This is a genomic window from Helicobacter mehlei, assembly GCF_003660265.1.
GTDB lineage: Bacteria > Campylobacterota > Campylobacteria > Campylobacterales > Helicobacteraceae > Helicobacter > Helicobacter mehlei.
This window is the reverse complement of sequence record NZ_QXQP01000014.1, coordinates 1-13,786: the sequence shown is the minus strand read 5'-3', so window position 1 is coordinate 13,786 and position 13,786 is coordinate 1. Positions and strand designations below refer to the sequence as shown.

Annotated in this window: 12 protein-coding genes and 1 pseudogene; 5 read left to right on the top strand and 8 right to left on the bottom strand. The window is 46.3% G+C overall.

Going from position 1 to position 13,786, the window contains the following annotated elements:
• Positions 1 to 3: 3 nt before the first annotated feature.
• Together EAO36_RS05560 and EAO36_RS05555 are read left to right on the top strand one after the other, a co-directional pair.
• The gene (locus EAO36_RS05560; RefSeq protein ID WP_120955819.1) at positions 4 to 2,778 is read left to right on the top strand and encodes a putative barnase/colicin E5 family endoribonuclease; all 2,775 of its coding nucleotides are present in this window, start codon (positions 4 to 6) and stop codon (positions 2,776 to 2,778) included.
• 201 nt (positions 2,779 to 2,979) lie between these two features.
• Complete coding sequence (locus EAO36_RS05555; protein ID WP_120948731.1) at positions 2,980 to 3,771, top strand: glycosyltransferase family 2 protein; 792 nt, start codon at positions 2,980 to 2,982, stop codon at positions 3,769 to 3,771.
• A gap of 31 nt (positions 3,772 to 3,802) precedes the next feature.
• Here the strand turns inward: EAO36_RS05555 and EAO36_RS05550 are convergent, their stop codons facing one another.
• Together EAO36_RS05550 and EAO36_RS05545 are read right to left on the bottom strand one after the other, a co-directional pair.
• Entirely contained in the window at positions 3,803 to 4,885 is a 1,083-nt protein-coding gene (locus tag EAO36_RS05550; protein WP_412779208.1) for an aminotransferase class I/II-fold pyridoxal phosphate-dependent enzyme, read from the bottom strand.
• Between the two features lie 11 nt (positions 4,886 to 4,896).
• A complete protein-coding gene (locus EAO36_RS05545; RefSeq protein WP_120948733.1) occupies positions 4,897 to 6,213 on the bottom strand; it encodes a methyl-accepting chemotaxis protein in 1,317 nt (438 codons plus the stop codon).
• 174 nt (positions 6,214 to 6,387) lie between these two features.
• Here EAO36_RS05545 and fur point away from each other — a divergent pair, with 174 nt between their 5' ends.
• A complete protein-coding gene (fur, locus tag EAO36_RS05540) occupies positions 6,388 to 6,843 on the top strand; it encodes a ferric iron uptake transcriptional regulator (RefSeq protein ID WP_120948734.1) in 456 nt (151 codons plus the stop codon).
• On the opposite strand, the gene pseI is transcribed toward fur, so the two are convergent.
• The 5 genes from pseI to flgH are packed head-to-tail and all read right to left on the bottom strand — an operon-like array spanning position 6,840 to position 10,709.
• Positions 6,840 to 7,838, bottom strand: coding sequence for a pseudaminic acid synthase (pseI, locus tag EAO36_RS05535; RefSeq protein WP_120948735.1), 999 nt, complete (start codon positions 7,836 to 7,838; stop codon positions 6,840 to 6,842). The two genes, fur and pseI, sit on opposite strands and share 4 nt — an antisense overlap.
• Positions 7,838 to 8,431, bottom strand: coding sequence for a UDP-4-amino-4,6-dideoxy-N-acetyl-beta-L-altrosamine N-acetyltransferase (pseH, locus tag EAO36_RS05530; RefSeq protein WP_120948736.1), 594 nt, complete (start codon positions 8,429 to 8,431; stop codon positions 7,838 to 7,840). Before pseH ends, pseI begins: the two co-directional genes overlap by 1 nt.
• Positions 8,418 to 9,320 carry a hypothetical protein gene (locus EAO36_RS05525; RefSeq protein WP_120948737.1) on the bottom strand — a complete coding sequence of 301 codons (903 nt, stop codon included), beginning with the start codon at positions 9,318 to 9,320 and terminating at the stop codon, positions 8,418 to 8,420. The genes pseH and EAO36_RS05525 overlap by 14 nt, the downstream gene beginning before the upstream one ends.
• Positions 9,313 to 9,996 carry a pseudaminic acid cytidylyltransferase gene (pseF, locus tag EAO36_RS05520; protein ID WP_120948738.1) on the bottom strand — a complete coding sequence of 228 codons (684 nt, stop codon included), beginning with the start codon at positions 9,994 to 9,996 and terminating at the stop codon, positions 9,313 to 9,315. The genes EAO36_RS05525 and pseF overlap by 8 nt, the downstream gene beginning before the upstream one ends.
• Entirely contained in the window at positions 9,996 to 10,709 is a 714-nt protein-coding gene (gene flgH, locus EAO36_RS05515; RefSeq protein WP_120948739.1) for a flagellar basal body L-ring protein FlgH, read from the bottom strand. Before flgH ends, pseF begins: the two co-directional genes overlap by 1 nt.
• Before the next feature lie 87 nt (positions 10,710 to 10,796).
• Between flgH and EAO36_RS05510 the strand changes: the two genes are divergently transcribed.
• Entirely contained in the window at positions 10,797 to 11,531 is a 735-nt protein-coding gene (locus EAO36_RS05510; protein WP_120948740.1) for an outer membrane protein, read from the top strand.
• On the opposite strand, the gene EAO36_RS05505 is transcribed toward EAO36_RS05510, so the two are convergent.
• Complete coding sequence (locus EAO36_RS05505; protein ID WP_120948741.1) at positions 11,525 to 12,073, bottom strand: phospholipase D-like domain-containing protein; 549 nt, start codon at positions 12,071 to 12,073, stop codon at positions 11,525 to 11,527. The genes EAO36_RS05510 and EAO36_RS05505 overlap by 7 nt on opposite strands.
• 88 nt (positions 12,074 to 12,161) lie before the next feature.
• On the opposite strand from EAO36_RS05505, the pseudogene EAO36_RS05500 reads away from it, so the two are divergent.
• Positions 12,162 to 13,786: pseudogene (locus EAO36_RS05500) on the top strand (hypothetical protein); the annotation flags it as partial.

Genomic DNA, 13,786 nt, shown 5'->3' with positions numbered 1-13,786 from the left:
TATGTGGTGGTGGAGCAAATCCGCAAGGGGCAGAATGAACTGGCTTTTAAAACGATGTATTTTGAGCGGGGGGATTTACGCAAGAATCCCATCTTTACCTTGGAAATGTCCGAAAGACACCCCAAGCACCCTAGTTACGAGCTAGGACTTGGGCAAGCGTCCAACGCAAAGACGGAATCTAACCCTACCACCCCAGAACTTAAAAATCAAGCTAAGACACTTTACACCACCGCCCAAGAGCAAGAAGGGGGGTTTAAGGAGCTTTTGCAGAGCATACCCGGGCAATATAGCCTAGAAGCGGGTAATCTGCTTAAGAGCGAGCAGAGTCTAGAGCGTAAATTAGCCAGCAAACAGGTGGATATTAGCGCAATTGGGGATGTTTTAAGAGCGGCCATTAGGGTGGAGGATAGGGGACATCTTAACGGGCAATTGACCCATGTTGAGGATAGTTTAAGAGCGCAGGGCATAGAGCCCATTATAGAGTTCCACCACAGAAGTAGCCAATATAAGGGCTTGCATGTGCAATTCACTTACAAGGGCATTCCTAGCGAGGTCCAGCTACACACTAACAGCAGTTGGGGGACTAAAAAAGAGTTAGACCCGATCTATCATATTATGCGAGACCCCCAAGAATTGGCAAAGCTAACGCCCCAAGAATTAGAAAATCTAAAGTTAAAGAGTCGCCAAATCGCTCAGGATTTAGATTTAGATATAAGCGACTTCACCTCATACATGGTTAAATCTGATAGCACCCAAAGTTCGGAAAAGTCCGTATTAGTCAGAAAATCGCCCACAGAGGGGAAACCCACCCAAGAGCCTTTAGAAAAGTCAAATTCAAACGCGCCTTCTTTGGTAGATTTAGAAGTGCGGTCTAATGCGTACAACCGCCCCGATTCTGTGTTGCGTGAGAACGCTAATTTTTCAGGTGGCAAGGGGAATAATTTATCTTCAGGTAGTGGGAACATACAAACTCCTTTACCCAATCCTACCAAACCCCCGCTTAACAATCAAACCCCCCTATTGCCCTATAAGCCCAACACACAAATCCCAGCCACGACTAAAGAAATCCTAGCCGCAGGCAGAAACGCGCATTTAGACAAGCAAGACATCTTGGATGCCATTAGATTTAAAAACAAGCTTTTAGAAGACATTTTAAAACCCAACCCCGCTTTTGGGGAGAATTTTAAAGAATTTGCGCTTAAGGGCAAAGAAGCAGTGGCCAAACTCTTGCAAGAAAAACGCGGGCAAGTAGCCGGGGCGTTTTACCGCCCAGACTTAGGCGAGAGTGGGGGGTATATTGATCTAGTGTGGGGGAGTGTTGGGGGTAAAGGTAAAGAGGCTAAAGGCCTAGGGTTATCAAAAATTATAGAAAAACACCTTGATGATTTTAGCCCTTTTGGGGGCAATACACCTTTAGAAAAGTTGGGGAATGGCATTGAGGAGATTATAAAAAGCGGAGATTTAGTTACCGATCAAGCAGGTGTAAAAACCATCATTCTAAAAGACAATGGCAAAGAATTTAGGGTAGAGGTTTCGCAGGGTTGGAAGCATAAAGGCAAAAACTACTGGATTGTTACGGCATATGAGAACAGAAAGTCCCCCACGCAGAAGTTCGACCAAGTCGTGGCTAAGTCTGGGCATGGCTCCAATCTTGCCCAAAAGGACGGCTTGAAGGATACCACAACCCCCCTTAAAGCCCAAGAGAACCTAAAAGTGCAAGAACTCTTACAAAAGGCTTATGGTGAATGGAAAGCGGGCAAACTCCCCCAAGAGGCAGGGTTTCAAGAAGCCATTCAAGAGCTTTTAGGCCAAGCAGTTTATAAGCCCCAGTTTAATAAAGATGCCAAGGCGTTTTTAAAACATAGTTATGGGCATAGCGATTTAGAGTTTGTGTTAGACAAATACCGCGTAAATGCCTATGGCGATGGCATACAAGCAGAGATGCAGGGAATAGCGCACATTAAAGAGGCCATAGAAAACCCCAACTATGTCCGGCAAAACAAGGACGGGGATTTGATGTTCATTAAAGAAGTGAGCCCGAATCGATTCGTGGGCGTGCATTTGAATATGGGCTTAGGCAGGAATGGGGAGCACAATAAGGGGAGTTGGGGGATTCTATCTAGGGAGGGGTTTGAGTTTGAACTTGGGATAGATAAAAACGGCACAAAGACATTTAAACCCACAGACAAGGGCTATAGCCAAGAAGAGTTAGCGCAATTTAAAGAGGGAAGAAGGCTAGCGGATATAGAGCGCGTAAAAGAGCAAGAAAAAGAAAGGCAGAAAATGGCCGCTAAAGAGGCTAAAGCCAAACCCCCCTTAAAAAAGCCCAAGGACTACAAACAGCCCCAAAGTTTAGAGGGGCTAGAAGAGTTGCCTAAGATTGCGCCCAAAGACCCCATCAATCAAAGCTTTGGCAAGAATTACCCTAGATATGCCAACAAGGGGCAAGAGGGCTTATTGGCCTTGATGTATGAGCGCACAATGCTAGATGGGCAGATTGCAAACGCTTATAGACGCGCTGAAATTGGGGGCATTGATGTATATACCCAATATGGCGGGGAGAAATACATGGATGCGGGCAGAATCGCCCAAGAATCTAAAGGGCTAGAAACCTTTAAAACCCAGCCCCAAGAGTTTTTAACGCCCGTGGGTAGAGAAGCCCAAATACAAGCCCAAAAGGACTTTAAGAAGTGGCGTAACATGACACTACCAATATCAAAAAGTCAAGGGCATAAGTCACACATAAGAGAGAGCTTAAAGCAAAAGCTTTGTTGTTAGAGTTGCTTATTCAAGGCTTGAGTGAGCTTGTCTGGAAGATTTCTAGCTTGCTATGCCAGTTGCCAACAATGCCAAACCCCTTAAGCTAGCCACACTTAGCTTCCGTGTGCAAACCCATTAGCCCACCATCGTACATAATCCACTTGACACATTTAAATGATTTTGGCTAAGATCAAATAATAATACACCAAGTGCAAGTTTATGCCCCCTAAAATTTCGATCATTAGTGTGACCCTGAATGCTAAAGCTACAATTGCACATGCCATCCATTCAGTCCTAGAGCAAAGCCTACCTCCTTGGGAGCACATTGTAATCGATGGGGGGAGCACGGATGGGAGTCTAGAAATTCTACAAGGCTTTAAGCACATCAAGCTTGATAGCGGACCCGATCAAGGGCTCTACGATGCCCTGAATAAAGGCATTGCGCGCGCCAGCGGGGAGATCATTGGCATTTTGCATAGCGATGATGTGTTTGCTAATCCCCATGTGTTAAGCGTGGTGGCGCAAGCCTTTGAGGCTAATCCTAGCGCACAAGTGGTTTATGGGGATTTGGTCTATGTCAAAGATTCTAAGATTGTGCGCTATTACAAAAGCGGTCCTTTTGATCCCAAGCTCTTTTTTTATGGGCGTGTACCGGCTCACCCGACTTTATTTGTCAAAAAAGAGATTTACGATCACTTTGGGGGCTACAAGATTGATTATAAAATTGCTGGGGATTATGAATGGATTGTGCGGGTGATGTTACTAGGCAAGATCAAATGGGTCTATCTGCCCCAAGTGCTGGTGAAGATGGGGGTTGGGGGGATTAGCACACGGGGGCTTAAAAGTCTGTGGCGGGCTAATCAAGAAAATTTACGCGCTTGTCAAGAAAATGGGATTAAAGTTAGTTGGGCACACATGCTTTTAAGATACCCCTACAAAATTTGGGGATTACTGCGAGCCAAACTAGGGCTAAAGAGTACAAGCAAAAACACACATGGCAACTCGTGCTAAAATGCGTGTTTTGGCAGAAGATGGTAGGGGTTTAGCGTAAATTAAGCAACAAGTGGCACAGATTGTCTAGTTTAGCTAGCGTATCTTGAGGTTGGATATTTAAAGAGAGGCGTAAAAGGGGTTTGGGGGTTGTGGGGGGGCGGATAGCCGCGCATAGAAAACCATGTTCAAGCAATTTAGCCTGCGCTTGGAGGAGTTGGGGGCTACTTTTAAAGGGCAGGGTTAAAATATTACTCGGAGTGGTGCCTAAAATACGCACACAAGCGCGCATTTGGACTAGGATTTTTTGGTAAGCACTCAAAGAGGCATAGAGGTGTTGGATATTAGCCAAAGCCAGTGCGCTATCTAGCAGAGATAAACTTGTGGTGTAGATAATGCTCTTAGCACGGTTGCATAAAAAATCTATAATTTCCACACTGCCCGCAATAAAAGCCCCATAACTCCCATAAGCCTTAGAAAAAGTGCCCAGTAAGATCGTTTGGGAGGTGGGCTTGAGCTGGTGATGATCCAAATAGCCTAAGAGGTGATCGCCTACAACGCCTAGGCTATGGGCTTCATCTAAAATCAAGTAGGCATTATACTTAGTGGCTAGGGTGTAGATTTCTTTAGGAGCAATTTGCCCATCCATCGAATATACGCCCTCAATAGCGATCAGCACGCGCCCTTTAGGGCGGTGTATTTTTAATTTTTGTTCCAAATTTTGAGGATCGTTGTGGGCAAAAAAAAGCGTGTTGGGGAGTTTTTTGGCCACAAATTGCCCGCTGGCATGGTAGTGGGCATCCATGAGTAACAAATCATTTTTACGCACCAATGCGTCCAAGAGGGCGACATTCCCCAAAAAGCCACTCCCCACAACAATACATGCGGGGTAATCCAAAAGTTGGCATAGTTCTTGCTCTAATTGTTGGTGCAAAGGATGGTAACCATTGATGAGCATGGAGGCTTTGGGGGCGTGGCAGGGCTGGTTTTTCACCAGCTCAAAGGCTTGTTCTAAAAGCTCCTTTTGGTTGCCCAGCCCCAAATAATCATTAGAGGCAAAGTCAATTAAATTTTTCGGATAGAGGCAACGCCTGCGGCGCAGACAAGCCCGCTCAAGTGCCCCTAGCGCATGCAGATAATCCAAATCTAAGCTGATTTGCTGTTATTGTCTAAAATGCTCGCTATTTGTTTTTGTAGTTCTGCTTGCTTTTCTTGGAACATTTTATCAATGGTGTCACGCACACCCTTAGAGTTTTGTTCGACCAGTTGGACAGCTTTTTCAATCGCCTCTGAGGTAACCTTGGAGCGATCTTTTAGTGTATCCACTAGCGTATTGGCTTCATCGTGCAGGGCATTATGGTAAGACTCTAGGGCACGATAGCTAGGCACATTGCTAAAGTGTGTCTTCCCATCCCCCTCATAATACCATTTGCCTAAGCGACAACCATGCCCATCGACCCTTTTAAAGTTATTGGGGATGTTGAACACCACGCCATAGAGATTGCCCTTATACACCACATGGTCGGTTTTAGCCAAACCGCAAAAAACCAAATTATTGAGGTTATCAATGGAGATTTTAGCAGCATTTGCCACATCCAAACCGATTCCTACCTTGAGCTTAATCACATCAATATCGCCCTTGATTTCCTCCACAATTGAATTGGTATCATGGGTATTGCTTTGGATGTCGCTAGCCTCTTGTTGCATGGATTTGACCACCACCGCGATTTCTTTGGTCGCCTTTTGGGTTTTTTCGGCCAATTTGCGCACCTCATCGGCAACCACCGCAAAGCCCCGCCCATGCTCGCCCGCTCTGGCGGCCTCAATGGCGGCATTGAGGGCTAATAAGTTGGTTTGTTCGGCAATGTCATCAATCAAAGAGATCACTTGGGTGATCTCGCTACTGCGTTGATTCAAAGAATCGGCTAGAGTGGTGGCATTTTGCATTTTGTCATACAAACTATTAATACTACTACTGGTGGTCGCAACTTTATCCAAGGCTTCTGAAGAACTTTGACTCCCGCTAGTAGCCGCATGTAAGAGCTCATCGGTTCCTTTAAACACATCTTGCATCGTCGCTTGCAATCCCTCTAACCCCTCGCGCATGCTGGTGTAATATAGCCTAAAGGTGTGGCTATCCCCACAGGCAACTATCAAATCAGAGGTTTCCATCACCGAGTGGTAAAGCGTGTCATCAATGCGCTGACTCTTGGTGGTGTAGAGGCGGTTATTCAAGCTAAAATCCACATTCGGGCTACTCAAATCGCTAGCCTTATCATCAATGCCTTCTAAATTAACCACATCCCCATTTTTAAAAATGATCTTGTGATCCTTGACTCCAATAAAGCCCATATGCCCACATAAATCCACCAGTTGCCTGTAAAAATCAAGCTTTTTTTGGAGGGATTTGATTTCTGCATCTTTTTGATCTAACTGCTTGGAGAGACCCTTGTTAAAAAACATACAAGCCCTTTAAATAAGTTTTAGCCTTTGAATTATACACCATGCCAACCTTAATGCTCCCTTGTTAATCGGTCAATAGTTTAAAATAAAATGTTATGATAGAAGTGCTCTTTAGAACCAACGCCGGAAGCGGACTTTAGGCGCATGATGGTTATTTGATAAGCAGGAGGTTTTATGCATCGCTTAGAAACTTTAGAGTCTATTTTAGAGCGCCTGAGAGTTTCCATTAGAAAAAATGGCTTGAAAAACTCCAAACAACGTGAGGAAGTGGTGAGCGTACTTTATAAGAGCGGGACTCACTTAAGTCCAGAGGAGATCACCCAAAGTATCCGTTTGCGCGACAAAAATACCAGTATTTCATCGGTTTATCGCATTTTGAATTTTTTAGAAAAAGAACGTTTTATTTACACGCTAGAAACCAATAAAAACGGGAGGCGCTATGAGATCGCTGCTAAAGAGCACCACGACCATATTATTTGTCTGCATTGTGGGGATATTATCGAGTTTGTCGATCCCGAAATTGAAGAACGCCAAATCCAAGTGGCTAAGAAATTTGATGCCAAATTAGTTAGCCACGACATGCGCTTGTTTGTCGTTTGCGCCAAATGTTTGCTTGCCAATAAGGATTAATCCAATACATCGTCCCAACTTAGAGGGTGTCCGTATTCTAAATCTTTGGAGACTTTTCTGCCCAGCACAAGCGATAAATTTTTAGGGGCAAGCCCAGCACTGGGACGCAAGGCTTGTAGGTGTTGTTTTGTCAAAATTTCCCCTTTTTTAAGTGCTTTCACCACAAAGAGGCTACGGACAAATTGCCGCCCTTGCACGGGGGGTGGGGGGTTGGGTTGCCCTAGGGCCTTAGCGGTGTCTTGCACCGCTTGAATCATCTCTTGGAACTCTTTGGTGTCCAAACTAAAGGCGCGATCGGGTGTGTCTAGACTTTTATCTAAGATAAAATGTTTTTCAATCATGGAGGCTTTGAGGGTCGTGGCGATGATCGCACTCAAATATCCCAAAGTGTGATCGCTCAAACCATAGGCGGTGTTGTAGGTCTGCCCCAACATGGGCATGGCCAATAAGTTTGCCTCTTGCAGGGGGGCGGGGTAGGCGCTGGTGCATTTTAAAAGCGTGATTTGGGAGTTGCCCGCTTTGTAGCAAACCTCTAGAGCATCTAAGATTTCGCCATGCGTGGCAATGCCCGTTGAGAGAATAAGGGGTTTTTGGGTGCTGGCTACTTGGTGCAATAATTCTAAGTGGGTGATCTCAAAGCTGGCGATTTTATACATGGGGCAGTTGAGTTTTTCTAAGAGTTCTAGCCCCTTGAGGCTAAAAACTGCGCTAAACAAGAGTAGGTCTAAGCCCCGTGCTAACTCAAAAAGAGGGGCGTGCCACTCTAAGGGCATAGCCGCCTTTGTGTAGAGATCATAGAGGCTTTGTTGATCCCAAAGCGTGCCTTGGATGGTGAAGGGGGGTTTGGAGCAATTTAAAGTCATGCAATCGGGGGTGTAGGTTTGTAACTTGGCCGCGCCTGCGCCAATACCCTTTAGGGTGATCAAAGATTTTTGGGCGATCTCTAGGGAGTTGGCATGGTTAGCACTCAATTCGGCAACAATTAAGGGGATCATCAAGAGCCTTTATGGGGGGGTGTGAGGGGGGAGAGCTTGCTAAAGAGCCACACATCGTGGTAATTATCCTGCCTGTAGATAAAGTCCCTTAAAAATCCTGCCCTTTGGTAGGCGTGGTTTTGGTAAAAGACAATGGCGCGGGTGTTGGTGGCGATCACTTCCAAATGCAAAGAATGCAGACCCATTTTAAAAAAGGCGATGAACTCAAGGGCATCTAAAATCCGCCCACCTACGTGCTCCAAATCGGGGTTTTTATAAATGCCTAAAAAGGCGTGTTGGTGGGTGGGGTGGATGCGTGTGAGCGAACCCACACCTAAAAGCTTGTCAGCTTGTTTGAAAAGATAGTAGGCACTATTGTGGTTGTGGCGGAGTTGTTCAATAAAATGCAAATGCGACTCCAAGCTGATATGTTCGTTATACATCCATGCGGTGGTGGCTGGGTGGTTGCGGAAAGCGAGGATTTGTAGCCGTTCGGCATCGCTGGTGTGGATAAAATGGCAAGCATGAATGGGGGTTTGTGCCCCTTGTTTAAAGGTGGTGGGGGGGATTTCAAAGCTTTGCCAAACCAAAGAGGGGCACTCAAATAGAGACATGGAAAATCTCTTTGAGAGTATCTAGAAGTTTTGTGCCAACTTTAAGCCTCTCTTGGGCATGCCACATACACATGCGCGCCTCAAGGCTCAAATTTTGCAAGTCTATTAACAAATGATCCCAAGAGCTAGCCCAACACACGCCCTGCCCGCTTAAAGCCTGCCATTGGGGGAGCTGATTGGAGGCTAGGGGGATGCTCAAAATGGGTGTGTGCGCCAAGATCGCTTCATAGAGCATGCCCCCAGCTCCCAGTAACGCCACATCGCTTTGGTGCATGCAGGTGGCAATTTCTGCAAGGGATAGACCCACATGGTAGGTGCGTTTGGAGTTTGGGGGGTGGTTGGCTTGCAGAATCGGGGCTAAGTTTGGAGGGGCGATCACCTGCACGCTTAGGGGGGGTTGCTCTAGGATTTTGAGGGCTTGTGTGTAAAAGGGCAGGGCGTGTTGGCTACCCCCAAATGATAAAAATAGGTTGGAGATGGAGGATTTAAGGTTTTTTGGGGTGTTAAATGCAGGCTCGTAGGGCATAAATTCTATGCCTAAAAAATGCTTGGGGGTGGGGTTTGTATAGAGGGTGTGGGCTAAAAAAGAAGGGTTGAGCACATAAAAATCTTTGGGGTAGGTGTGGGGTGCATCTTCGATCACCAAAACTTGTGAGGCGTTGAGGTGTTCATAAAAGCTAGGGGGGGCTAGGTAGCTATCAATAATAACACAATCACCAACGTTAAGCGGGCTGGTTTTTAGCCAATTAAGGGGCTCATCGGCTAGAGGGTGGGGGGCAAAGAGGTAGGTTTTTAAATCTAGGGAAGCTAGCAGATTTTGGAGTTTTTGGCAACGGCGCAAATGCCCTAGCCCACTTGTTAAAGAGGCATCACAGAGGATTTTAATCATGGTTTAAAAGCTGGTATTTGAGTTTGGCTAGCTCTAAATCCTCTAGCGTGTCAATATCTTGGGTGTGCGAGGCGGGCAAGATAATGGGTATCGAGTGGGGGTCTAAGAGGGGTTCTAGGTTAGCAAAATACCTAGCAAGTCCCAAATAAAATAACCCGGCATCATGGTAAAGCGGGGGGAGATCTTGGGAGCGTTTGGGGATATTGTGGGCAAAAAGGGGGGTGGGGGTATTATGCTCCAAACTAAAGGCGCGGTAAGGGGAGGCACTATAAGCACTACAGGCAAAGGCGTATTTTTTGTGGGGGTTTTGTTTGAGGGCTAAAAAGGCGCGCTCAAGGGATTCTTTTTGCAATAATACACTCGTGCCATAAAGCCCACATACAAGGCTTTCCAAGGGGAGATTGAGGGTCTGGATGGCATGGGCTAGCACCTCTAGGGTGGGCGTGTTGTCATCAGCTAGGTGGGTAGGGCGTAAAAAAGGGGTGAGCGCGCCGTGATCTTGGGCGATTTGGGCGATCTTGGGATCATCGGTGCTAACAATCACTTGTTCAAAAAGCCCCAAGTTGCGCGCCTGTTCAATGACATAGACTAATAAGGGCTTGCCTAAAAAGGGGGTGATATTTTTAAAGGGAATGCGTTTGCTCCCTGCACGGGCTAAGATAATGGCAATAGACATCAAAAGGGGAACTGGGATTCTAAGACTTGACCGCCCATTTTCTTTTTATTGCTCGCGCTCAAAGGTCCAATATTGGTGTAGGCGATCTTGGCATCGGCGATGTATTTGGATTGCACGCTATTATCGCGGTTAATGTCAAAGGGGCGCACCACGCCACTAATTTTAATCACTTGTTTTTCACCATCAACCAAAATCTCCCGACTCCCGTAGATAAAATAATTCCCGTTTTCAAGCACCTTGACAATCCTAGCGGTGATGGTGAGTTTGAGATTCTCGCTTTTTTTCTGCGCGCCCCCGCCCTTAAAGGTGTTGTTGGTGGCAGGCTGGGTTAGGCTATAATTGTTTCTGTTGTCTAAAAACTGGGCTTGTTCTCTTTTGTTGGGATCGGTGCCATTGTAGGTGAGGCGTGGGGCGTTGGAAACCCCATTAGAAGTGCTGGTATAATCCTTAGAAGTGCTGTAATTGGCACTGGCATTTTCAGAGATCACCACGGTGATGAGGTCATTAGGTTTCATCGCCCGTCTGTCAGCAAATAACGGGCGTTCGCCCTGCCCAAATAGACTCCCGGGTTTAGAAATCTCGGGGATAAATTCTTTGGAGGGCATTTGTTCGACATAATCGGGGGGATCAAAATTGATTCCGGGCTCGACACTCAAGCAAACAGAAAAAAGAGCGACCAACAAAAACGGAACAGATGGGCGCACGCCAAACATCACAACTCCTTAAAAAGTAGCCTACTAGATTCAGTCTGAATTATACTATAATAGCGGTTTTAAGTTCAAGTTTTATAGGAAGTCAAAATGCAACAAAAAAAAGCCCTAATTTGGGCATTGGGGGTTGTTTTGGGTATGGGGGTTTTACAAGCGCGTGCAAATAATCAGTTTAGAACCCACTCTACTTGGAAAGATGGTTTATTTGTGGGGACAAGTTACCAAACGGGCACCATCACCATCTTAACCAAAAATGCCACGGTTAATAGTACTTTTGCACCCGGGCGCAACGACATGAATGTCGGGGCGAATGGTCTGGGGTTTAATGTGGGCTATACGGGCTATTTTAGAAAAGATCAAATGTTTGGGGCGCGCTACTATGCCTTTATTGATTGGCAGGGTTTTGGGGCGCGCTATGTAAAAAGCCCCTATGGTGGGGGGATGTACTATGGGGGTAATAACATGCTCACCTATGGCGCAGCAGCGGACTTTTTTTATAATTTCTTCCAAGGGGCGTTTTACCGCAACGATATTTCCCTAGATTTGGGGGTCTATGTGGGCGTGGCGATTGCGGGTAACTCGTGGTTTTTAGGGGATGCCGGACAAAGAGCTCTAGGTTTGCCCTCTAATGCTAAACCCAGCGTGAGCACCTTCCAATTTTTGTTTAATTTTGGTTTGCGGGCATTGTTTGTGGGCACGCATGGGGTTGATATTGGGTTTAAATTCCCCACCATCAATGATAAATATTACACCGATAGCTACTTTAGCGCGCAATTTAGGCGTACCTTTGCCTTTTACATCGGCTATAACTACCATTTTCAATAGGGCTTGCACGCGCTCCACATTTTTTTGTAATAGCTTTGGGCTTTTTGGATAATGGAAGGGTCTTCATCTTTAAACAAAAGTTCGTAGCTATTCTCAAAAGCGTTTTTGCTCCAATTAGCCGAACCCAAGAAGATGGTTTTATTATCAATGATGGCTAATTTTTGGTGCATAATCCCGTGATAAGAGCCGGCATGCTTACCATACTTGGGGGCTTCTTTACCTTGCAATAAGCATGTTTTGATCCCGTTATACTTGGATAGATAGCCGATGGTGGAATGTTTCTTACCCCCCGCATTAGAACCATAATCATAAATAATTTGGATTTTCACCCCCCGACTAGCGGCATCTTTTAGGGCTTTGGCAATGTCCTTATGGGTAAAGCTGTAAATGGCGATATTGATGTCACTTTTGGCAGCATTGATGCTTGAGATTAACGACTTTAGGGCTTCATTTTGTTCATAGGGCAACATGTACAACGTGGATTGGGCAGATAAAAAGCTCAATGCCCCAGCCAAAAAAAACAAACGCAAACAACCTTTCATGAAAAACTCCTAGAATTTAAGTTAAACCAAAACAAGGCAGATTTATATTATAATCTCAGATTTAGCTAACCTAGCTTAAGGAGAGGCGTTGAGAATCTTGTTGGTTAATCAAAATAAGATGGTGGATAAGCTTTTTGAAAACATCGCTAAAAAGCTTGGTTTGGAGTTGGTTATCCAAGAACATGTTGGTGAAATCCTACCCAAGCTTCAAGAGGATGCGGATTGTTTTTTCTTTGCAGATGACACGGCGGTGGGTCAAGAGGAATATGAGCAACTCAAACCCCATTTAGAAGGGCTGAAGCTCAGTGGGTTTTTGCACCGAAAAGATGTCCCCACCTTCGGTGCTTTCACCCATTACATCACTAAGCCCTTTTTGCCCACAGATGTGCTCCACACTCTAGAGGCAGAACTAGGAACACCCCCTAGCACCCCCCCCACCCAGCAACCCAGCACTGCAGAGGACGCAACATCCTTTGACATGGATTTGGCATTTAAGGACATCGATTCGAGTTTAAAGCAACTAGAAGACTTGTTAGACACGGACAAAACCCCAGAAGCCCCTACAGATCAACAAACTCCCCCGCCCCAAGAAGCCCCAAGCACAGAACAGCCACAGCCTGAACCCACTCTCCAAGCCACATCTGAGCCTGAGTCAGAACCGGGTATGGCATTCTCCATTGAGGATTTGTTACCCGTAGAGAGCGATCACGATGAAGTGGCCATGGAAGATTCTGAGCCAACTTCTCCTCCAGCAGAACCCTCCGATTCTACTGTCACGCATGCCAATGCCATGCACGCGGATATGTTGCAAGATTTAGTCCAAGAAGACTCCCCCAAAGCCCAAGATTTAATGGACAGCACTGAGGAGAATTTGGGTGATCTGATGCACGCTGTAGTTGATGGGAGCGAGCAAAACAATGCCCCATCTAAGCCCACAGAACCTGCACAGAGTACGCCCCCCCTAGAGGGAGAACCGCCCACATCTCCACTAGAACCACAAGGAGTAGAACCCACTCTTGTTGCAGAATCAGAGGTGGCACTAGAGGAATCTGAAGTTGGAGCACAAACCCACATAGAAACTGCCACTACAGAGTTACCTGCCCCAACTGCAGAGCTTGAAGAGAATGATCCTAACGCGCAAGAGGTACCTACAGATTTGCAAGAACTAACCCAAACCCATTTGGCCGAATCGGTACACGCAGATGCATTATCTGAAGAAGATGCGGTGGAGCAACCAGCCCCCGTCTCTGAAGATGTGGGGGGAGTCAAGCCAACAGAATCCTTAGAATTGGAATCTGAGATGCCATCAGAATTATCGGGGAGTTTAGAATCTGTAGAGTCAGATGAGGAGCATAGCCTCAAGGAAACGGAGGGAACACCCACCCCGCCCACGCCTGTAGAACCCCAAGGAGACTTGGAGGTTTTGGAGTCTGGTGCAGAGTCAGCAGAACCAGCCCTCCCCCAAGAGACAGAGGAGCTCACACACACTGAGCCTAACACAAAGGCACAAGAGCCCAATCAAGCCGATCCAACTGCTCACGGCGATTTTATGCCCACAGACTCACAAGAGTCCACTGCAGAGACATTGTCTGGAATGGGCACGCCTGAAACAGAGGAGCTAGCCCCTTCCCAAGAAATGGAGGGAGACTCCCTAGAAACTCCTAACTTAGAGGATTCTATGGAGGCCATGAATGCAGAACCAGCCCTCCCCAC

Coding starts and splice junctions, on each gene's coding strand:
- EAO36_RS05555 (WP_120948731.1), top strand. CDS start 2,980: ATGCCCCCTAAAATTTCGATCATTAGTGTGACCCTGAATGCTAAAGCT.
- EAO36_RS05545 (WP_120948733.1), bottom strand. CDS start 6,213: ATGTTTTTTAACAAGGGTCTCTCCAAGCAGTTAGATCAAAAAGATGCA.
- fur (WP_120948734.1), top strand. CDS start 6,388: ATGCATCGCTTAGAAACTTTAGAGTCTATTTTAGAGCGCCTGAGAGTT.
- pseI (WP_120948735.1), bottom strand. CDS start 7,838: ATGATCCCCTTAATTGTTGCCGAATTGAGTGCTAACCATGCCAACTCC.
- pseH (WP_120948736.1), bottom strand. CDS start 8,431: ATGTCTCTATTTGAGTGCCCCTCTTTGGTTTGGCAAAGCTTTGAAATC.
- EAO36_RS05525 (WP_120948737.1), bottom strand. CDS start 9,320: ATGATTAAAATCCTCTGTGATGCCTCTTTAACAAGTGGGCTAGGGCAT.
- pseF (WP_120948738.1), bottom strand. CDS start 9,996: ATGTCTATTGCCATTATCTTAGCCCGTGCAGGGAGCAAACGCATTCCC.
- flgH (WP_120948739.1), bottom strand. CDS start 10,709: ATGTTTGGCGTGCGCCCATCTGTTCCGTTTTTGTTGGTCGCTCTTTTT.
- EAO36_RS05510 (WP_120948740.1), top strand. CDS start 10,797: ATGCAACAAAAAAAAGCCCTAATTTGGGCATTGGGGGTTGTTTTGGGT.
- EAO36_RS05505 (WP_120948741.1), bottom strand. CDS start 12,073: ATGAAAGGTTGTTTGCGTTTGTTTTTTTTGGCTGGGGCATTGAGCTTT.